This window comes from Klebsiella sp. HMSC16A12 (assembly GCF_001808265.1).
Taxonomy (GTDB): Bacteria; Pseudomonadota; Gammaproteobacteria; order Enterobacterales; family Enterobacteriaceae; genus Klebsiella; species Klebsiella pneumoniae.
In genome coordinates this window covers 1-19,740 of record NZ_KV792547.1, presented here as the reverse complement: position 1 = coordinate 19,740, position 19,740 = coordinate 1, and the positions used below count along the sequence as shown (strand labels likewise).

The following is a 19,740-nucleotide window of genomic DNA, read 5'->3' as shown; positions in this document are numbered from 1 at the left end:
TGCGCAGGAGCCATAAAAAAACGCCCCGCAGGGCGTTTCATTATGGGCTGGACTTGCCGCGGCTTAACGACCAAACAGATCGCGTTTTTTCGCTTTGAAAGGCTGAGCAACGATCACCAGAATAGCGACCAGCAGATAGGCGGCGAAAATCCCCACCAGCCATTGCGGCATCTCCAGCGACAGGAACTGCCACTGACGTACTGAGCAGTCTCCGGACGCAACGAAAACCTGCGGCAGCCATTTATCCAGCGGCAGCCAGGTTGGGAAGCGGGCGGCGAAATCGCAGGTCTGGAACGGTGAAGGGTGCAGCTGGATCATCGTATGCTCCCACGCCAGCTGTAGTCCGCGTATCGCGCTGTACAACCAGATTGCCATGGCGACATAGCGCAGCGGCGTTTTGGGAGCGATAGCGCCCACCAGTCCCGCGCCCATGATGCCGAACAGCGCGCAGCGTTCGTAAATACACATGACACACGGCTGCAGCAGCATCACGTGCTGGAACCACAGCGCGACAAGTTCGAGAATAAAAGCGGTCAACGCCATCAGGAGCCAGGCACCGCGTCCTCTTGAGCACTGGTTTAAATATTGCAACATAATCATTTCCCTGGAAGATGCTAAATCATGGCAGTGTAAACGAAAACCGAACCGACGCCAGAGGCGCGGCGGAAAATATTCCGTAACGGGTTATTGATGCGCCCGGGCGAACCCGGGCAAAAACTGACTCAGGGGAGGGTGGGCGTCACCAGCCAGCCGTGCGCCAGCAGCCAGTCGGTGACTGGCATCAGGGTGAACTCGACGCATAACAGGCCGACCAGCGTCAGTACGATGGTGTAGGGCAGCGCCATCCACACCATACGGCCATAGGAGAGCCTAATAAGCGGCGCCAGGGCGGAAGTCAGCAGGAAGAGAAACGCCGCCTGGCCGTTCGGGGTGGCCACCGAGGGCAGGTTGGTGCCGGTGTTGATCGCTACCGCCAGCATCTCAAACTGGGGCAGGCTGATGGCGCCATGTTCGAGCGCCGCTTTCGCTTCGTTGATGTAGACCGTGCCGACAAACACGTTATCCGAAATGGACGACAGCAGGCCGTTGAACAGATAAAACAGCGACAGCTGCGCGTGCGGCGAGGCCTGCAGGACAAACTCGATCACCGGCGTGAACAGCTGCTGATCGATGATAACCGCGACGATGGAGAAGAAGACCGTCAGCAGCGCGGTAAAGGGCAGCGCCTCGGTGAACGCCTTGCCAATGGCGTGCTCATCGGTAACGCCGGTAAAGGTGGTGGCGAGGATGATCACCGACAGGCCAATCAGGCCGACCTCAGCCAGGTGAAAAGCCAGGGCCACGATCAGCCAAACGCCAATGAGCGCCTGGGCAATCAGCCGCAGTCGCTCCTGACGGCTGCGCTGGGCGCGGCTGCGATCGTCAAACTCCTGCAGCACCTTGCGCACCGTCGGCGGTAGCGGTTCGCCGTAGCCAAACAGGCGATACTTTTCGACCAGCAGACAGGTTAACAGACCGCAGACCATTACCGGCAGGGTCACGGGCGCCATGCGAAGAAAGAACTCGCCAAAATGCCAGCCCGCGGCTTTGGCGATAATCAAGTTTTGCGGCTCGCCGACCATGGTCATGACGCCGCCGAGCGCGGTCCCGACGCCGGCGTGCATCATCAGGCTGCGCAGAAAGCCGCGGAACTGCTCCAGAACCTCGCGATAGTGCTGCTCGATATGGCTGTCATCGAGCAGGTCGCTATCGTCCGGGCGCGCCGAGGCGACGCGGTGATAGATGCCGTAGAACCCGACGGCGACGCTGATCACTACCGCCACCACCGTCAGCGCATCGAGAAAGGCCGAGAGGAAGGCTGCCGCCAGGCAGAAGGCCAGCGATAGCAGCATTTTGCTGCGGATCCCCAGCAGCAGGCGCGTAAACACGAACAGCAAAAGCTGTTTCATAAAGTAGATACCCGCCACCATGAACATCAGCAGGAGCAGCACCTCCAGATTGCCGGCGATCTCTTCCCGGACGTGCGCCGGGCTGGTCATGCCGATCAGCAGCGCCTCGATAGCCAGCAGACCCCCCGGCAGCAGCGGATAGCACTTCAGCGCCATGGCGAGGGTAAAGATAAACTCAACCACCAGCAGCCAGCCGGCGACAAACGGCGCCACGGCGAACACCAGCGGATTTACGATTAAGAAAATGATTAATGCCAGCTTGTACCAGTCCGGCGACTGGCCAAGAAAATTGCGCCACAGCGCGCGGCCATAAGAAATTTCCACGACAGAATCCTTCCCCGTCAATGAGTGCATGGTTTTGTGCATAACGATTGGCAAGAGTACCAGTTGAGCAAAATGAGAAGCAACTTTCTTCGCGCCGCGCTGGCGGTTTGTGAAGATAAGGAAAAGCGCAAAGTAAAAGCGGAAAATGAAACGGCGATCCCTTTTTAATTCACTTGCCATGCTATCTGCGCTATAGCGGCTCTGGTATGATGAGTGCAATTGTAACGCTGTGTAATGGAAATCTTACTATGGTCATTAAGGCGCAGAGCCCTGCGGGTTTCGCGGAAGAGTACATCATTGAGAGTATCTGGAATAACCGCTTCCCTCCCGGATCGATTCTCCCCGCTGAACGCGAGCTTTCTGAGCTGATCGGTGTCACCCGCACAACCCTGCGCGAAGTATTGCAGCGTCTGGCCCGTGACGGCTGGCTGACCATTCAGCATGGTAAGCCCACTAAAGTGAATAACTTTTGGGAAACCTCCGGCCTGAATATCCTCGAAACGCTGGCGCGCCTCGATCACGACAGCGTACCGCAGCTGATTGATAATCTGCTCTCCGTGCGCACCAACATTTCCACGATTTTTATCCGCACCGCGTTTCGCCAGCATCCGGATAAAGCGCTGGCGGTCCTGGACAGCGCCCGGGAGGTGGAGGATCACGCCGACGCCTTCGCCGAGCTTGATTATAATATTTTCCGTGGTCTTGCGTTCGCCTCCGGCAACCCGATCTACGGTCTGATCCTCAACGGCATGAAGGGGTTGTATACCCGCATCGGCCGCCACTATTTCTCCAGCCCGGAAGCGCGCAGCCTGGCGCTCGGTTTCTATCATCAGCTGGCGAAAGTGTGTGAGGCTGGCCTGCATGACCAGGTTTACGAGCTGGTTCGTCGCTACGGCCATGACAGCGGCGAGATCTGGCACCGGATGCAGAAATCGCTGCCCGGTGATTTAGCCATGAATATGCGTTAAGCGGGCTTTTCGCGATCGATATACAGAACAAGGGGGCCAATGGCCCCCTTTGTTATTTTACTCGCCCCGCAATGCTATAGCGCGTTCGGCCGCGCCGGGCAGCGGTCCAACAGCTCAATGCTGCCGTCGGCGTTCTGCTGCTCCAGCAGCACATCGAACCCCCACAGACGATGCACATGCTTCAGCACTTCGCGCCGGCCTTTGTCCAGCGGGACGCGGTTGTGCGGCACATAGCGCAAGGTCAGCGATCGGTCGCCGCGCAGGTCAACGTTCCACACCTGGATATTCGGCTCAAGATTGCTGAGGTTATACTGCGCGGAGAGCTTATTGCGGATCTCGCGATAACCCTCTTCGTTGTGAATCGCCGAGATCTCCAGATAATTGTTGTGATCGTCGTCGAGCACGGTAAAGAAGCGGAAATCGCGCATGATCTTCGGCGACAGGAACTGACTGATAAAGCTTTCATCCTTAAAGTCGCGCATGGCGAAATGCAGCGTTTCCAGCCAGTCAGAACCGGCGATATCGGGGAACCAGTACTTATCCTCTTCCGTGGGCGACTGACAGATGCGCTTGATGTCCTGGAACATGGCGAAGCCCAGCGCGTAGGGGTTAATCCCGCTGTACCACGGACTGTTGTACGGCGGCTGGAACACCACGTTGGTATGGCTGTGGAGAAACTCCAGCATAAAGCGCTCAGTCACTTTCCCTTCATCGTAGAGATGGTTGAGGATGGTGTAGTGCCAGAAGGTGGCCCACCCCTCGTTCATCACCTGGGTCTGTTTCTGCGGGTAGAAATACTGGCTGACTTTACGCACGATGCGCAGGATCTCGCGCTGCCACGGTTCGAGCAACGGGGCGTTCTTCTCCATAAAGTACAGCAGGTTCTCCTGCGGTTCGGAAGGGTAGCGACGAGCGGATTCAATCGCTTTTTCCTCTTCGCGCTTCGGTAGGGTGCGCCACAGCATATTCACCTGGCTTTGCAGATACTCTTCCCGGCTTTTCTGCCGCGCTTTCTCCTCCTGCAGAGAGATTTTTTGCGGACGTTTATAGCGGTCGACGCCGTAGTTCATCAGCGCGTGGCAGGAGTCGAGCAGTTTCTCTACTTCGTCGACGCCATAGCGCTCTTCGCACTCGGTGATGTACTTACGGGCAAAGATCAGATAGTCGATGATCGAGCTGGCGTCGGTCCAGCTGCGAAACAGATAGTTATTTTTAAAAAACGAGTTATGCCCGTAGCAGGCATGGGCCATCACCAGCGCCTGCATGGTGATGGTGTTTTCCTCCATCAGGTAGGCGATACAGGGGTTGGAGTTGATGACTATCTCATACGCCAGACCCTGCTGACCGTGCTTATAGGCCTGCTCGGTCTCAATAAATTTTTTGCCAAACGACCAGTGCGGATAGTTGATGGGCATGCCGACGCTGGAGTAGGCGTCCATCATCTGCTCGGAAGTAATGACTTCGATCTGGTGCGGGTAGGTGTCAAGACGATAGAGCTTGGCGACCCGGTCCACTTCGGCCAGGTAGGTTTCCAGTAACTCGAACGTCCAGTCGGGTCCATCGCTTAAACGGGTGGTGTCCCTGTTCATGGAGTCAATCGTAGCCATTAGCGCGCCCTCGTTGTTGTTGGTTTTCTCTGAACGGAAAACCTCTAAACAAGCATAGAACACGGTGCAGCAAACTGTGCTGTACGCCAATCGCTTTTCTTCGCGATTTCCCCATCTCAAAGCCGTTTTTTTGCCTTGTTTGCAGAATTTAATGCTGGGTAAAAATAAAGCGCAGCATGAGATCGTAAATCTCACAGCGCAGGGCTGGTGCGGTTTGCTGTGAGTTAAGTCACCATAAATAAAGCGTATGTTGAATAATATTTTCAACTGAGTTATCAATTTGTAATTAGATGATTGTTCTTTAACTGTTACGGAGTCGCTATGCGTGTCGTCATACTGGGAAGTGGGGTGGTTGGGGTAGCCAGCGCGTGGTATTTGAGTCAGGCGGGTCATGACGTGACGGTCATCGACCGTCAGCCCGGTCCGGCAGAGGAGACCAGCGCGGCCAACGCCGGGCAGATTTCTCCCGGCTATGCGGCGCCCTGGGCGGCGCCGGGGGTGCCGCTGAAGGCGATCAAATGGATGTTTCAGCGCCATGCGCCGCTGGCGATCGGTCTTGACGGCACCTCGTTCCAGTTGAAGTGGATGTGGCAGATGCTGCGCAACTGCGACACCCGCCACTATATGGAGAACAAAGGCCGTATGGTGCGCCTGGCGGAGTACAGCCGCGACTGCCTGAAGGCGCTGCGCGACACCACCGGCATTCAGTATGAAGGGCGCCAGGGCGGGACGCTGCAGCTGTTCCGTACCGCCAAACAGTATGAAAATGCCACCCGCGACATCGCGGTGCTGGAGGACGCCGGCGTGCCGTATCAGCTGCTGGAAGCGAAGCGGTTGGCGGAGGTGGAGCCGGCGCTGGCGGAGGTCAGCCACAAACTGACCGGCGGCCTGCGCCTGCCAAATGATGAAACCGGCGACTGCCAGCTGTTTACCACCCGTTTGGCGGCAATGGCGGAACAGGCCGGCGTGACCTTCCGCTTCAACACCGCAGTGGATGCGCTGCTGCACGAGGGCGATCGCATTGCCGGGGTGAAATGCGGCGATGAGATTATCAAGGGCGACGCCTATGTGATGGCCTTCGGCTCCTACTCGACGGCGATGCTTAAAGGGCTGGTGGATATACCGGTCTACCCGCTGAAAGGCTACTCATTAACTATTCCGATCGCTCAGGAGGACGGCGCGCCGGTTTCAACTATCCTTGATGAGACTTACAAAATCGCCATCACCCGCTTCGATCAGCGCATTCGGGTCGGCGGCATGGCGGAGATCGTCGGTTTTAACAAAGCGCTGCTGCAGCCGCGTCGCGAAACCCTGGAGATGGTGGTGCGCGATCTGTTCCCGCGCGGCGGCCACGTGGAGCAGGCGACGTTCTGGACGGGCCTGCGGCCGATGACGCCGGACGGCACGCCGGTGGTCGGCCGCACAGCGTATAAAAATCTGTGGCTCAACACCGGCCACGGCACGCTTGGCTGGACCATGGCCTGCGGCTCCGGGCAGCTTATCAGCGATCTGATCTCCGGCCGCACGCCGGCGATCCCTTACGACGATCTGGCGGTTGCCCGCTACAGCCCCGGTTTTACCCCGGCGCGCCCGCAGCACCTGCACGGCGCACACAACTAAGGAGCTTGCATGACCCGTCCGGTAGTGGCCAGCATCGACCTGCTGGCCTTGCGGCAGAATTTACAGATAGTGCGTCGCGCGGCCCCCGGGTCGCGCCTGTGGGCGGTGGTCAAGGCCAACGCCTACGGCCACGGCGTGGCGCGCGTATGGAGTGCGTTAAGCGCGGCGGATGGTTTCGCCTTGCTCAACCTGGAAGAGGCGATCCTGCTGCGCGAGCAGGGCTGGAAAGGCCCGATCCTGCTGCTGGAGGGCTTCTTCCATGCCGATGAGCTGGCGGTGCTGGATCAATATCGTTTAACCACCAGCGTCCACAGCAACTGGCAGATTAAGGCCCTGCAGCAGGCGAAGCTGCGCGCGCCGCTGGATATCTATCTCAAGGTGAACAGCGGCATGAACCGGCTGGGCTTTATGCCTGAGCGGGTCCACACCGTCTGGCAGCAGCTGCGGGCGATAAGCAACGTCGGCGAGATGACGCTGATGTCGCACTTCGCGGAGGCGGAGAACCCGCAGGGAATTGTCGAGCCGATGCGCCGTATCGAACAGGCGGCGGAGGGGCTGGATTGCCCGCGCTCGCTGGCCAACTCGGCGGCGACCCTCTGGCATCCGGAAGCGCATTTTGACTGGGTTCGTCCAGGCATCGTGCTGTATGGCGCGTCGCCTTCCGGGCAGTGGCAGGACATCGCCAACACCGGGCTGAAGCCGGTCATGACGCTGCGCAGCGAAATCATCGGCGTGCAGAACCTGCGCCCCGGCGAGGCGATTGGCTATGGCGGCCTGTACCGCACCACCCAGGAGCAGCGGATCGGCATCGTCGCCTGCGGCTATGCCGATGGCTATCCGCGGGTGGCGCCGAGCGGCACGCCGGTGCTGGTGGATGGCGTACGCACCACTACCGTGGGACGCGTATCGATGGATATGCTGGCGGTCGATTTAACGCCTTGTCCGCAGGCCGGGATCGGCGCGCCGGTCGAGCTGTGGGGCAAAGAGATTAAAATCGACGACGTGGCGGCCAGCAGCGGCACCGTCGGCTATGAGCTGATGTGCGCCCTGGCGCCGCGGGTGCCAGTTGTGACCCTGTAACTTATTCCGGGGCGGATCACTCCGCCTCGTCTTCCGCGACCCGCACCCCAACCTTCAGCACGTGATCGTTCTCTTTTTCAGCTACCGTCCACACCATCCCGGCGAACTCCACCTGGTCGCCCACCACCGGCGCGGCGCCCAGCAGCTGCTGCACCACTTCCCCGAGCGACTGCTGATGCTCGCGGAACTCCTCACCGCCGTCGAGACCGTAGATTTGCGCCACATCGGCGAAGCGGGCCTCAGCATCAAGAATGAAGTCGCCGAAAAAGCGCTGATCGAGCGCCACCGGCGGCGACTGGCTGAACATTTTGCCGAGCGCCGGCAGGTCGTGCTCCCGACCAATAACGCACAGGATATCGCCTTCCCGCAGGCGGGTGCTGCCGGTGGGGTGCAGCAGGACATTGTTGCGAAACAGCGCGGCAATCCGCGTCTCCGGTGGCATGTGCAAGTCGCGCAGCGCCGCGCCGATGCACCACTTATCGGCCCCCAGCTGGTAGACAAACTGCTCCCACGGGTTTTCCGGGTGAATATCCAGCCCGACGCGGGAGATGGGCCAGCTGATGGGCGGCACCACCACTTTGGCTTTTTTCGCCGCCCACGACAGCGAAGTGCCCTGCAGCAGCAGCGATACCAGCACCACGAAGAAGGCGACATTGAAGAACAGGCGGGCGTTGTCCAGGCCGGCCATCATCGGGAACACCGCGAGAATAATGGGCACCGCGCCGCGCAGGCCAACCCAGCTGATAAACACCCGTTCGCGCAGGTTAAAGCCGCGAAACGGCAGCAGGCCGGCAAACACCGACAGGGGCCGGGCAATGAATATCATCCACATCGACAGCAGCAGCGCCGTGATAGCGATCGGCAGCAGGTCGGAGGGCGTCACCAGCAGGCCCAGCACCAGGAACATGGCGATCTGCGCCAGCCACGCCAGGCCGTCGAAGTTCTGCAGGATGCCGTGCCGGTTGCGGATCGGCCGGTTGCCCAGCAGAAAGCCGCAGAGATAGACGGCGAGGATACCGCTGCCGTCGAGGGAGGTGGTGACGGCAAAAATCATGATCCCGCCGCTCAGCGCCAGCAGCGGATAGAGGCCGGCGGGCAGCACGATGCGGTTAATCATCTGCAGCAGCAGGTAGCCGCCGCCGAGGCCGATGGCGATCCCGAGGCCGAACTGCTGAATGATATGCACGGCGAACATCCAGCTGAGGCCGGTTTGGTGCTGCTGGATCATTTCGATCAGGGTGATGGTCAGGAAGACCGCCATCGGGTCGTTACTGCCTGACTCTATCTCCAGCGTCGAGCCGACGCGCTCGTTGAGCCCCTTGCCGCCGAGCAGCGAGAAGACCGCCGCGGCGTCGGTGGAGCCGACAATGGCGCCGATCAGCAGGCCTTCGATCAGATCCAGCTTGAACAACCAGGCCGCCATCATCCCGGTCAGCGCCGAGGTGATCAGCACCCCAACCGTCGCCAGCGACAGCGCGGGCCACAGCGCGACGCGAAAGGAGCTGGCCTGGGTGCGCATCCCGCCGTCTAGCAGGATCACCGCCAGCGCCAGGTTACTCACCATATAGGCGAAGGGGTAATTGTCGAAGGGGATGCCGCCGATGCCGTCAATGCCTGCCAGCATCCCGATGGCCAGAAAGATGACCAGAATCGGGATGCCAAGGCGCGAAGAAAAGGAGCTCAATAAGATACTGCAGGTTACTAAAACAGAACCCAGAATAAACAGACTAATGACCGCAGCGGCGTCCAATGTTCACGTACTCCCTGACTGGCGTGAAAAAATGGCTAAAAGTGACACTATTTTAACAATTCGCAGGGGATCCGCCTATGCGTTCGGGAAATTTATTCTGTCAGCACCGGATGGCCGCCGATCGTCAGGGTGGTGGCCGCCGCCTGATTCACCAGGCGCGCGCGGGCGCCCAGCGGCAGGGTCACCGTGCGCTGCTCGTGGCCAAACTCCAGTCCGCTAATCAGCGGCAGGGGGAGCTGTTGGCGCAGATAATCAAAAACCTGCGGCAAATCGTATCCCGCGTCATAGTCGTTCGGCGCGCTGCCGGTGAAGCTGCCGAAGATCACCGCTTTCTGCGCCGCCAGCACGCCGCTGTGCAACAGCTGAAGCAGCATGCGCTCGACGCGGAACGGGTGCTCGTTGATATCCTCCACCACCAGGATGCCGTCGCGGATCGCCGGCAGCCACGGCGTGCCGATAAGCGAGGTCAGCATCGCCAGATTTCCCCCCCACAGGGTGCCTTCCACCCGGCAGTTCGGCCCTTCGCCCGGCCATTCGAGGGTGAATTCCGGCTGGCGTAGCGCCTGCCAGAAATGGTGCTCGGTAAACGGGTCGAGGGTCTCCGCGCCGAAGTTGCCGGCGAGCATTGGCCCGCTGAAGGTGATGACGTTGCCCATGGCCAGCAGGCCCGACTGGATAGCGGTGAAATCGCTGTGGCCGCAAATCAGCAGCGGGTCGCGCTGCTGGCGGGCAACCAGTCCCTGCCAGTCGATATGCGGCAGCAGGCGACTGGCGCCGTAGCCGCCGCGCACGGCGAGGACGATCCGGTTGCGGCCGGGCAACTGGGCCAGCTGGTTAATATCGACCAGCCGTTCATGTTCAGTCCCGGCGAAACGCTGCTGCCGGCGGGGAATGACCTGCTGGTGGGCCACCTCGTGTCCGGCCTGCTGCAGACGCTCGACGCCGCGTGCTGCCGCCTGCTGGTTGATGCAATACCCGGATGGCGCGACCAGATAAAACTGAGACATGATAATTCCTTGCTATGAATGAAAGGGTTATGATGCCGCCTGGAATGGCGATTGTCATCTCCAGGTGGCTAACTTCAGTCCGCACCCGTCATCCTTCAGGTTGTCGGCAGGCGGGAGACGTACCGCGGCCGTCGTTCTGTAGCATGATGGCGTTTGGGTAGATAAGGATAGATGTGTGAAATTGAGATGGTTGCTTATTTTAGTCGTTTTTCTGGCCGGTTGTAGTTCGAAACATGATTACACTAACCCGCCATGGAACCCCGAGGTCCCGGTGAAGCGGGCGATGCAGTGGATGCCGATCAGTGAAAAAGCCGGCGCCGCCTGGGGCGTGGATCCGCAGCTGATCACGGCGATCATCGCCATCGAGTCGGGTGGTAATCCTGCAGTGGTGAGTAAATCCGGCGCCGTCGGGCTGATGCAGCTCAAGCCGTCGACCTCCGGACGCGATGTCTATCGGCGGATGGGGTGGCGCGGCGAGCCGTCGGTCAGTGAGCTGAAAAACCCGGAACGTAATATCTCGATGGGGGCCGCCTATCTGAGCATTCTGGAGAACGGTCCGCTGGCGGGGATCAAAGACCCGCAGGTGATGCGCTATGCGGTGGTGGTCTCCTATGCCAACGGCGCTGGCGCGCTGCTGCGTACCTTCTCCTCGAACCGCCAGGACGCCATCGAGGAGATTAACGATCTCGACGCCGATGAGTTCTTCGAACATGTGGTGAAAAAACACCCGGCACCGCAGGCGCCGCGCTATATCTGGAAACTCCAGAAAGCGCTGGACGCCATGTAATCCCTCGTTTGGCCTCCGGTAGTCTCCCGGAGGCCACGTCCTCAGAAATCGTAGCCCACGGTGGCTATAACGCTGCGCTCTGCTCCCCAGTAACAGTTGCCGGTGCCATAGCAGCCGGAAATATACTCGCGGTCGCCGATATTGTTGGCGTTAACCTGCACATAAGCGCCTTTCAGCGTTGGCGACCAGACGCCGAGGTCGGCCCGCATCATGGCGTCCATCAGCGTGACCGACGGCAGCCGCGCGGTGTTGGCATCATCCGCCCACTGTTTACCGATGTAGCGGACGCCGGCGCCAACGGAGATCCCCGCCGGGAACTGATAGCGCGCCCAGAAGGAGGCCATCTGATCCGGGGTCAGCTGCGGCGTGTTATTGTCGGTCCCGTCTTTGGTGTCCTGGAAACGCAGACGATTCCAGGTATACGAGGCGATAGTACTCAGCTGCGGGGTGATCTGGTGGTGCGCTTCCAGCTCAACGCCCTGGGAATGGACCTTACCCGCCGGAATATAGGTGGCGGTGGCGATGTTCGGGTCGCGAGTGGCGACATCCTTTTGCGTCAGGTCGTAAATCGCGATGCTATAGAGATCGCTGCTGCCCGGCGGCTGGAACTTCAGGCCGGCTTCAACCTGTTCGGCGGTGGTCGGTTTCAACGGTTTGCCGTCCGCGCCCGGCAGCATCGCCGGAGTGATCGCCTGGCTGTAGCTCAGGTAGGGCGACAGACCGTTGTCCAGGGCGTACAACAGCGAGGCGCGGCCGCTGATATGGTCGTCTGAACGGCGGTTTGAGGTCCCCTGTGTATCGCTGACCTGCTGGGAAACGATGCGGTCGTAGCGGGCGGAAACATCCACATGCCAGCGGTTCCAGACCATCTCATCCTGCAGATACAGCCCGGTCTGGTAATAGCGGCGATTATTGTCGTCGCTGTAGGTAACGGTATGTCCGGTCTGCGCGGTATAGCCGCTAAACGGGTTAAGGGGCGCCGCGCCGCCGGCGCCGGTCCACAGGTCGTTACGGAAGCGATGATATTCGGCGCCGAGGATCAGGGTGTGCGCCAGGTCGCCTGTATTGAAATCGGCGCGCAGGCGGTTATCGGTTGACCAGCCGTCCAGCGAACCGCGCGAACCGCTGTAGCCGCGGGCCAGCATGTCGCTGTCATCTATCCAGCCGACCTGGTAGACCTGATCGAGGGAGACGTTGGTATGGGTGTAGCTCCCGGCGGAAGAGACCGACCAGACGTCGGTGAACTGGTGGTCAAACTCATAGCTGTAAATCTGCTGGCGGCGCTGATAGCCATCTCCCGGATCGCCTTCGTTGGTGCTGGGGGAGAGCTTACGGCCATTGTGCGCGTAGCGGGTGCCGTCCAGCGGCAAAGAGCCGTGGTAGCCGCCGGAAGGATCTTTTTGCAGATAGGCGCGCAGCAGCAGCGAGGTGTCGCTGTCCGGCTGCCACAGCAGGGAAGGCGAAATCGCGTAGCGCTCTTCGCGGGTATGGTCATACTGCGTGTCGCTGCTGCGGGTCATCCCGATCAGCCGCCATGCCCACTGGTCATTGATGGCGTCGGTGGAATCGAAGGCCGCGCCTTTGGTATTTTGCGTGCCGCCGGTCAGGCGGATGTGGCCCTGCTGACTGAACTGCGGACGTTTGGAAGTCAGGTTGACCACGCCGCCCGGCACGCTCTGCCCGTAGAGCGCGGAGGAGGGGCCGCGGATCACATCCACGCGTTCGATAAACCACGGGTCGATTTGCAGTACGTTATGGCTGCCGCCGTCGCTCATCAGGCGCATGCCGTCGAGGAACAGGTTATCGACGTCGCCGCCGTGGTAGCCGCGCAGGGAGATGGCGTCGAACCGGGTGGCGCCGCCGCCGAAGCTGGAGTAGACCCCCGGGGTATATTCCAGCGCCTGGCTGATGGTATTCGCCCCCTGATCCGCCATCTGCTGGCGGGTGACCACCGACACCGACTGGGCGGTAGTGATTAACGGCTGGTCGGTTTTCGTCGCCCCGAGCGAGGTGCTGGCGCTGTAGCCCTCCGTCGGCGCGCTGGCGGACGCCGGCGGGGTGGCAGTGACCACCACCGTCTCTTCGGCTTGCGCGGTGAAGGGGAGTGCGACCGCAAGGGCATACAGCAGCCCCGGGCGTTTTCGAGAAATAGCCACGTTCATAAGATCATCCTGAACCAACGCGGTCTGGTACTCCTGTACGCCGCCGCGTGAAAAACGAATCTGTCATTATTCGTTAAAAAGTAATGCGAATTATTATTGTTTGTATTTGTGCGATCAAGCGAAAAGGTGACCTGTTCAACGCGAGGGGGTGGGGAAGTGTTTCCCGCGAGCCGCAGAATGGGTCTGCGCGGGATGATAGTGACCAGGGAGACCGCTTCCCCCTACCGATTTTGGTAGGGGGCGGCGATGCGTCAGGAGCCGGTCTTTTGCGGTTCCGCAGGGGCGGGGTCGTTAGCCGCGGGCGCCGCAACAGGTTTGTCCTGCGGTGAAGGGGTTGTCGCCGGACGGGTAGCGGGCAGCGCATCGCAGGGTTTCTCCTGCGGGCAGATCAGATCCAACATCTTCAGGGTGACGCCGTTGGTCCAGCCAAAGCCGTCCTGCAGCGGATATTCCCCGCCGCCGCCGCCGCCGCCGGTGCCGGTCGAGCTCACGTCATACTTCTCCACCAGCTTTTGCTTACTGTCATAGGTATGCTGCACGTTGGTCAGGAAGCGCCAGGTGACCTCCATGGCGATCTTCTGCTGACCATAGTTTTGCAGCCCCTCGACCGCCACCCACTGCAGCGGCGCCCAGCCGTTGGGGGCGTCCCACTGCTGGCCGCTGTTGACGGTGGTGGTGGTCAGCCCGCCGGGTTTAAGCAGGCGCGACTCGGCGGCGGCGGCCACTTTCGTCGCCCGCTCGCGTGACGCGGCATTGACGTACAGCGGGAACAGCGCCGCCGCGGTCAGCTGATTGCGCACCTTGTGGCTTTTCAGATCGTAGTCGGCGTACCATCCCTCTTTATCATTCCACAGGTATTTCTCGATGGCCTGCTGGCGGGCGTTAGCCAGCGCATCGTACTGCGTAGCGCCAGCGCTGTCCCCGGATGCCTTGCTGGCGCGGGCGAGGGTTTTCTCCAGATGGAACATCAGGGCATTGAGATCGACCGGGACAATCGAGGTGGTGCGAATGGTGGCGAGCTGCTGCGGATTGTCCATCCAGCGGGAGCTGAAATCCCAGCCGGAGGCGGCGGCGGAGCGCAGGTCGCGATAGATCTCGGTTGCCGGACGATTCGGGTTGCTTTTGGCGGTTTTGACGTCGTCAAGCCAGGACTCGGGACGCGGGGTGTCGTTATCGTCCCAGTAGCGGTTGAGCAGCGCGCCGTCCGCCATCCGCACCGCCCGTTTGTCGGCGCTGCCGGGAGCCAGCGCGTCCGCTCCGGCCATCCAGTAGCGATACTCTTTCTCCAGCTGCGGCTGGTAGGTTTTCAGCACCTGGTCGCCATCGTGCGTCGCCAGCAGGCTCACCATAAAGGAGAAGAAGGGGGGCTGCGAACGGCTGAGATAATAGGTGCGGTTGCCGTTGGGGATATGGCCCCAGGCGTCAATTTCCGCGGCGAAGTTGGCGACCATATCCTCGACTTTATCCCAGTGACCGCTTTCGGCAAGACCCAGCATCGTGAAATAGCTGTCCCAGTAATAGACTTCGCGGAAACGTCCTCCGGGCACCACGTAGGGCTTAGGCAGCGGCAGCAGCGAGTCCCATTTTTCCACCTCGACGGTGCTGCGGGTCAGGACCGGCCACAGGCCATCGATATATTGACGCAGAGTTTGCCCTTTGGGCGGCACATAGGTGTCGTTCTCTTTCGGCAGCGTGAAGTTCAGTTCGACGAAGTGGCGCAGGTCGAAGCTGGCCTGGTTTTTTTGCATCCGGTAATCGGCAAGGATCATCAGCGGATCGCTGTTAGGGATAGCGTCGGCGAAGGTTTTCTGATCGGCAAACAGTTTCGCGCTCTGGACATCATTGAACAGCGGGCCCAGCAGAATATCCGGCGAGGGGGGCGGCGCGGTTTTGCCGTCTTCCGCCTGAGCGTTCAGGCTCATCAGGGCGATCAGAGCGCCGCCGATCGCCAGGCGCAGGGAACAGGGCAAAGCAGCGGGACGACGTGCATCAGTACTCGTCATGGGGAGTTCTCCTTATCATTATCGACTGCGGGCCACGACGTTTGGCCATCCAAAAACCTTAGACGAATATCTGCCGCTGCGCGTGTCAGGGGTAACATTTTGCGCGAAAACAGAGGATTTACCTGCCAGGTCTCCTGAGACCGCCGCGGGCTGGGCCGCCTGGCTGAGGGCGCTGGCGTCCACGATGGCGCAAAAAACGTCGCCCTGCCTCACGACGGTGCAGCCGCCGCCGGGCGCGGGCGGCTGTTTTGGCGATTTTTTGCACAGCCAGACGGCGGGGCTGAACCGATTTGCACAACGCCGCGGCGGCAGAGGACCTGGCATAATTAATGCTTATCTCTTAGCGGGATTACCACAAAGTGAGTACAACCGGAGGGGATAGCCATGATTAAAATTACGCTACCTGACGGGCATTATTATGACGAGATGCTGACCGCGCAGGGTGAACAGCGGCCGCACTATAATGCCTGGTGGCAATGGTTTCGCAACACCGATCAATTCTCTATCCGGCAGAAAAAAGCGCAAGCGGAACTGCTTTTTCACCGTATCGGCATCACCTTTAACGTGTACGGCGAGGATGAGGGGACCGAGCGGCTGATCCCGTTTGACAGCGTGCCGCGGATCATACCCGCCGGGGAGTGGCAGCGCATTGACCGCGGCATACGCCAGCGGGTGAAAGCGCTGAACGCCTTCCTCTATGACATCTATCATGAGCAGAATATCCTGCGCGCGGGGCTGATCCCGGCCGAGCAGGTGCTGGCCAACGAGCAGTATCAGCCGTGCATGCAGGGCATCAACCTGCCAAACAACACCTATGCCCATATCACCGGCGTCGATATGGTGCGCAATAACGACGGTCAGTACTACGTGCTGGAGGATAATCTGCGCACGCCGTCCGGCGTCTCCTACATGCTCGAAAACCGTAAGATGATGATGCGCCTCTATCCGGAGATGTTCGAGCAGCATCACATTGCGCCGGTGGAGCGCTACCCAAGCTACCTCCTGCAGACCCTGCGCGAAAGCTCGCTGGTGGATGATCCCTGCGTCGTGGTGATGACCCCGGGTCGCTTCAACAGCGCCTACTTCGAGCACAGCTTCCTGGCGCAGCAGATGGGGGTCGAGCTGGTGGAGAGCGCCGATCTGTTTATTAAAAACGGCGCGGTGTATATGCGCACCACCGAGGGGCCGCGGCGGGGGGATGTGATTTATCGCCGCATCGACGACGCCTGGCTCGACCCGCTGGCCTTCCGCGCCGATTCGATGCTCGGCGTCCCGGGGCTGCTGTCCGTCTATCGCGCCGGCGGCGTAGTGCTGGCCAACGCCATCGGCACCGGGGTGGCTGACGACAAATCAATCTATCCGTACGTCCCGGAGATGATCCGCTTTTACCTCGGCGAACAACCGATCCTCAGCAATATCCCCACCTGGCAGTGCCGGAAAGCGGAGGACCTGCGCTACGTGCTGAGCAATCTCGAGCTGATGGTGGTCAAGGAGGTCCATGGCGCCGGGGGCTACGGCATGCTGGTCGGCCCGCGTTCCACCAAAGAGGAGCGGGAGGCCTTCCGCCAGCGCCTGCTGGCCAATCCGGCCAACTATATCGCCCAGGACACCCTCGCGCTGTCGACCTGCCCCACCTTCGTTGATGAAGGGCTGTCGCCGCGGCATATCGATTTACGGCCCTACGTGCTGTCCGGGCAGGAGATGCGGCTGGTGCCCGGCGGCCTGACCCGCGTGGCGCTGACCGAAGGGTCGCTGGTGGTCAACTCGTCGCAGGGCGGCGGAACCAAGGATACCTGGGTGATGGAGGATGACGCATCATGCTAAGTCGTACGGCGAGTGAACTGTTCTGGATGGCCCGCTATCTCGAGCGGGCGGAGAGCTACGCCCGGGTGCTGGACGTGACCTGGAAATTATCGATGATCCCCCGTCACAGCCAGCAGTCGCGGGATCTGGCGCTGCCGCTGAATTTGTCGATGACCCACGAGTTGTTTCAGGCGCGCCATGCCCGCTTTACCATGAGCAATCTGCTCAACTTTTTTGCCCTTGATGGCAACAACCCCTGCAGTATTTACAGCTGCGTGGAGATGGCGTGGAACAACGCGCACGCGGTGCGCGGCAGTTTGTCGGCCGAAGTGTGGGAGAGCATCAATGCCACCCGCATTGAGCTGCGAAGCCTGCGCCAGCAGGGGCTGGGCGAGCTGGGGAGCGATGGCTTTTTTGAGTGGGTGAAAGAGCGGGTGCATCTGTTTCGCGGGGCAGTGATCGGCACGCTGCTGCGCAACGACGCGCTGAGCTTTATCGGTATCGGCACCCTGATTGAGCGCGCCTTCGCCACCACCCAGTTGCTGCTGATTAAGGATCAACAGCTGACCAACGATCCGGATCCGGTGCGGGAATACTACCGACTGGATACCCTGCTCAATGCGGTCAGCGCCCGCGAAGCCTACAACAGCCTCTACCGCCAGCCGGTCAGTCGCGAAACGGTGATGGAGCTGCTGATCCTGCGGAACGATATTCCGCGTTCGCTGCGCGCCAGCATTGCCGACCTGGTGGGCGAACTGGAGAAGATCGCCAACGATCGCTCCTATCAACCGTTGCGCCTCGCCCATCAGCTCAACGTTGACCTGCGCTTCAGCACCCGTGACGACCTGGCGCAGGCGGACCTGCAGACCACCCTTAACGGGCTGCTGGCGAGAATTAACGCGCTGTCCGACAGCATCAGACAAACCTACCTGGAGGCCTTATGAAACTGGTCATCGATCATCTCACCCGCTATGGCTACGATGAAGAAGTGAAGTTTTCCACCCAGTATCTGCGCCTGACGCCGCGCAGTACCGCCCGGCAGACGATCACCGCCTGGACGCTGACCCTGCCGGACGGCGCGGCGGTGACCACTACCGACGGCTGGGGCAATGTGCTGCATGTGCTGACGCTGGATAACCCGCACAAGGAGATCACCATCCGCGCCAGCGGGATTGTCGATATCGCCGACGAAGGGGAGGAGACGCGTGATGAAGAGGCCGAGCTGCTGTCGCCGCTGGTTTTTCTGCGCTGTACGCCGCTAACCCGCGCCGATAGGGCGATCCGTGAGTTTGCCCAGCGCCTCTATCGTCCCGATGCGGCGGAAGAGAGTCTGAATCAACTGATGGCGGATCTGCTGTTAAGAATGCCATACTCCCCCGGCGCGACCCAGGTGCAGGACTCCGCCGCCGACGCTTTCGCCCGCGCGAAGGGGGTGTGCCAGGATCATACCCATGTTTTTCTCGCCTGCTGCCGCGCGCTGGAGATCCCGGCGCGCTACGTCAGCGGCTATGTCTACAGCGATAACGCCCAGCATGTGGCGATGCATGCCTGGGCGGAAGTCTGGCTCGACGGCCGCTGGCTGTCGTTTGATATCACCAATAATACCCGTCGCCTGAATCAGCATTTACGGCTGGCGACCGGGCTGGATTATCTCGACGCCTGCCCGGTACGGGGCACCCGGCTGGGCGGCGGCGGGGAGATTATGTTAACTAACGCTGAAGTGCGCGAACACAGCCAGCAGGCGCAGCAGCAATAATACGGGAATAACCGCAATGACCTACTGTGTGGCCATGTGCCTGGTGGATGGACTGGTGTTTGCTTCCGACTCCCGCACCAATGCGGGCGTCGACCATATTGCCACTTTTAAAAAGCTGCACGTTTTCCATCAGGAGGGGGAACGGGTGCTGGTGCTGCAATCCGCCGGCAATCTGGCCACCACCCAGAGCGTGATAAGCCTGCTCAGCGCGCGCATCCGTACCCAGCAGGAGCCGAATCTGATGCAGGTCACTTCCCTCTACGACGCCGCGATGCTGATCGGTAAAACGCTGCTGGAGGTGATCCAGCGCGACAGCAGCAACCAGCAGACCTGCAGTAACACCAACTTCAACTGCAACCTGCTGCTTGGCGGCCAGATCGCCGGCGAAACCCATCGTCTGTTCCATATTTATCCGGAGGGCAACTTTATTGAAGCCACCCGCGACACGCCTTATTTCCAGATTGGCGAAAGCAAATACGGCAAACCGATCATCGATCGGGTGCTGACCATCGACACGCCGCTGGAGCAGGCGATGTGCTGCGCGTTGATCTCCATTGATTCGACGCTGCGCAGTAATCTGTCCGTCGGCCTGCCGCTGGATACGCTGCTCTACCGCAGCGGCAGCTTCAGCAGTGCCGGGCAGCATCGCATCACCGACAGCGATCCCTACTTCAACCGCATTCGCAAGGCGTGGTCCGAAGGGCTGTTGCACACCTTCCAGACTCTGCCGACCTGGACGCCAGCGGAGCGGGAAGAGGAGTAGTCGCTGTGACGCTCCGCCGGTATCGTCGGCGCGAAGGCGGGTAAGGCGCTGGTGTCCTTTAGTATCCTCGACCTGGCGGTAAAATTTCAGCAACAGCGGTAAATAAATTAACGACAGGCCGCACGGATCGTAGGCCGGGCAAGGCGTCGCCGCCGCCCGGC

Annotated in this window: 17 protein-coding genes and 1 pseudogene; 11 read left to right on the top strand and 7 right to left on the bottom strand. The window is 60.5% G+C overall.

Annotated features, from left to right (window positions below; translation table 11 throughout):
* Nucleotides 1-63: 63 nt before the first annotated feature.
* Both dsbB and nhaB read right to left on the bottom strand, forming a co-directional pair.
* A complete protein-coding gene (gene dsbB, locus HMPREF3140_RS05320; protein ID WP_002910894.1) occupies nt 64-594 on the bottom strand; it encodes a disulfide bond formation protein DsbB in 531 nt (176 codons plus the stop codon).
* A gap of 128 nt (nt 595-722) precedes the next feature.
* A complete protein-coding gene (gene nhaB / locus HMPREF3140_RS05315) occupies nt 723-2,273 on the bottom strand; it encodes a sodium/proton antiporter NhaB (protein ID WP_014343233.1) in 1,551 nt (516 codons plus the stop codon).
* A 36-nt stretch (nt 2,274-2,309) separates the two neighbouring features.
* On the opposite strand from nhaB, the gene HMPREF3140_RS29485 reads away from it, so the two are divergent.
* Both HMPREF3140_RS29485 and fadR read left to right on the top strand, forming a co-directional pair.
* A complete protein-coding gene (locus HMPREF3140_RS29485) occupies nt 2,310-2,441 on the top strand; it encodes a hypothetical protein (protein WP_004163532.1) in 132 nt (43 codons plus the stop codon).
* Nucleotides 2,442-2,521: 80 nt separating this feature from the next.
* Nucleotides 2,522-3,241, top strand: a complete 720-nt coding sequence (fadR, locus tag HMPREF3140_RS05310; RefSeq protein WP_002910890.1) for a fatty acid metabolism transcriptional regulator FadR — start codon at nt 2,522-2,524, stop codon at nt 3,239-3,241.
* Between the two features lie 74 nt (nt 3,242-3,315).
* Here fadR and HMPREF3140_RS05305 read toward each other — a convergent pair whose 3' ends face one another.
* Entirely contained in the window at nt 3,316-4,848 is a 1,533-nt protein-coding gene (locus HMPREF3140_RS05305) for a SpoVR family protein (protein ID WP_002910889.1), read from the bottom strand.
* 76 nt (nt 4,849-4,924) lie between these two features.
* Between HMPREF3140_RS05305 and HMPREF3140_RS28630 the strand changes: the two genes are divergently transcribed.
* From HMPREF3140_RS28630 to dadX, 3 genes are all read left to right on the top strand, one after another.
* Nucleotides 4,925-5,071, top strand: a complete 147-nt coding sequence (locus HMPREF3140_RS28630; RefSeq protein WP_004145506.1) for a hypothetical protein — start codon at nt 4,925-4,927, stop codon at nt 5,069-5,071.
* Nucleotides 5,072-5,169: 98 nt separating this feature from the next.
* On the top strand, nt 5,170-6,468 hold the full coding sequence (locus tag HMPREF3140_RS05295) for a D-amino acid dehydrogenase (RefSeq protein ID WP_004175465.1): 1,299 nt from the start codon (nt 5,170-5,172) through the stop codon (nt 6,466-6,468).
* A 9-nt stretch (nt 6,469-6,477) separates the two neighbouring features.
* Nucleotides 6,478-7,548, top strand: coding sequence for a catabolic alanine racemase DadX (dadX, locus tag HMPREF3140_RS05290; protein ID WP_002910887.1), 1,071 nt, complete (start codon nt 6,478-6,480; stop codon nt 7,546-7,548).
* Nucleotides 7,549-7,564: 16 nt separating this feature from the next.
* Here dadX and HMPREF3140_RS05285 read toward each other — a convergent pair whose 3' ends face one another.
* Entirely contained in the window at nt 7,565-9,298 is a 1,734-nt protein-coding gene (locus HMPREF3140_RS05285; protein WP_070552874.1) for a potassium/proton antiporter, read from the bottom strand.
* A 92-nt stretch (nt 9,299-9,390) separates the two neighbouring features.
* Nucleotides 9,391-10,305: a muramoyltetrapeptide carboxypeptidase gene (gene ldcA / locus HMPREF3140_RS05280; protein ID WP_032411830.1), complete on the bottom strand. Its 915-nt coding sequence runs from the start codon at nt 10,303-10,305 to the stop codon at nt 9,391-9,393.
* 175 nt (nt 10,306-10,480) lie between these two features.
* Between ldcA and emtA the strand changes: the two genes are divergently transcribed.
* Nucleotides 10,481-11,092 carry a membrane-bound lytic murein transglycosylase EmtA gene (gene emtA, locus HMPREF3140_RS05275; protein ID WP_002910846.1) on the top strand — a complete coding sequence of 204 codons (612 nt, stop codon included), beginning with the start codon at nt 10,481-10,483 and terminating at the stop codon, nt 11,090-11,092.
* Between the two features lie 41 nt (nt 11,093-11,133).
* On the opposite strand, the gene HMPREF3140_RS05270 is transcribed toward emtA, so the two are convergent.
* Both HMPREF3140_RS05270 and HMPREF3140_RS05265 read right to left on the bottom strand, forming a co-directional pair.
* Entirely contained in the window at nt 11,134-13,254 is a 2,121-nt protein-coding gene (locus tag HMPREF3140_RS05270) for a TonB-dependent siderophore receptor (protein ID WP_064186243.1), read from the bottom strand.
* 251 nt (nt 13,255-13,505) lie between these two features.
* Nucleotides 13,506-15,257, bottom strand: a complete 1,752-nt coding sequence (locus tag HMPREF3140_RS05265; protein WP_070552873.1) for an alpha,alpha-trehalase — start codon at nt 15,255-15,257, stop codon at nt 13,506-13,508.
* A 184-nt stretch (nt 15,258-15,441) separates the two neighbouring features.
* On the opposite strand from HMPREF3140_RS05265, the pseudogene HMPREF3140_RS26960 reads away from it, so the two are divergent.
* The 5 genes and pseudogenes from HMPREF3140_RS26960 to HMPREF3140_RS05245 all read left to right on the top strand — a co-directional run.
* Nucleotides 15,442-15,570 (top strand): annotated as a pseudogene (locus tag HMPREF3140_RS26960) (biopolymer transporter TonB); the annotation flags it as partial.
* Between the two features lie 71 nt (nt 15,571-15,641).
* A complete protein-coding gene (locus HMPREF3140_RS05260; protein ID WP_070552872.1) occupies nt 15,642-17,081 on the top strand; it encodes a circularly permuted type 2 ATP-grasp protein in 1,440 nt (479 codons plus the stop codon).
* Nucleotides 17,075-18,004: an alpha-E domain-containing protein gene (locus HMPREF3140_RS05255; RefSeq protein ID WP_004184646.1), complete on the top strand. Its 930-nt coding sequence runs from the start codon at nt 17,075-17,077 to the stop codon at nt 18,002-18,004. The genes HMPREF3140_RS05260 and HMPREF3140_RS05255 overlap by 7 nt, the downstream gene beginning before the upstream one ends.
* Nucleotides 18,001-18,816, top strand: a complete 816-nt coding sequence (locus HMPREF3140_RS05250; protein WP_021312750.1) for a transglutaminase family protein — start codon at nt 18,001-18,003, stop codon at nt 18,814-18,816. Before HMPREF3140_RS05255 ends, HMPREF3140_RS05250 begins: the two co-directional genes overlap by 4 nt.
* A gap of 16 nt (nt 18,817-18,832) precedes the next feature.
* Nucleotides 18,833-19,579: a proteasome-type protease gene (locus tag HMPREF3140_RS05245; protein WP_032411826.1), complete on the top strand. Its 747-nt coding sequence runs from the start codon at nt 18,833-18,835 to the stop codon at nt 19,577-19,579.
* Nucleotides 19,580-19,740 lie beyond the last annotated feature (161 nt).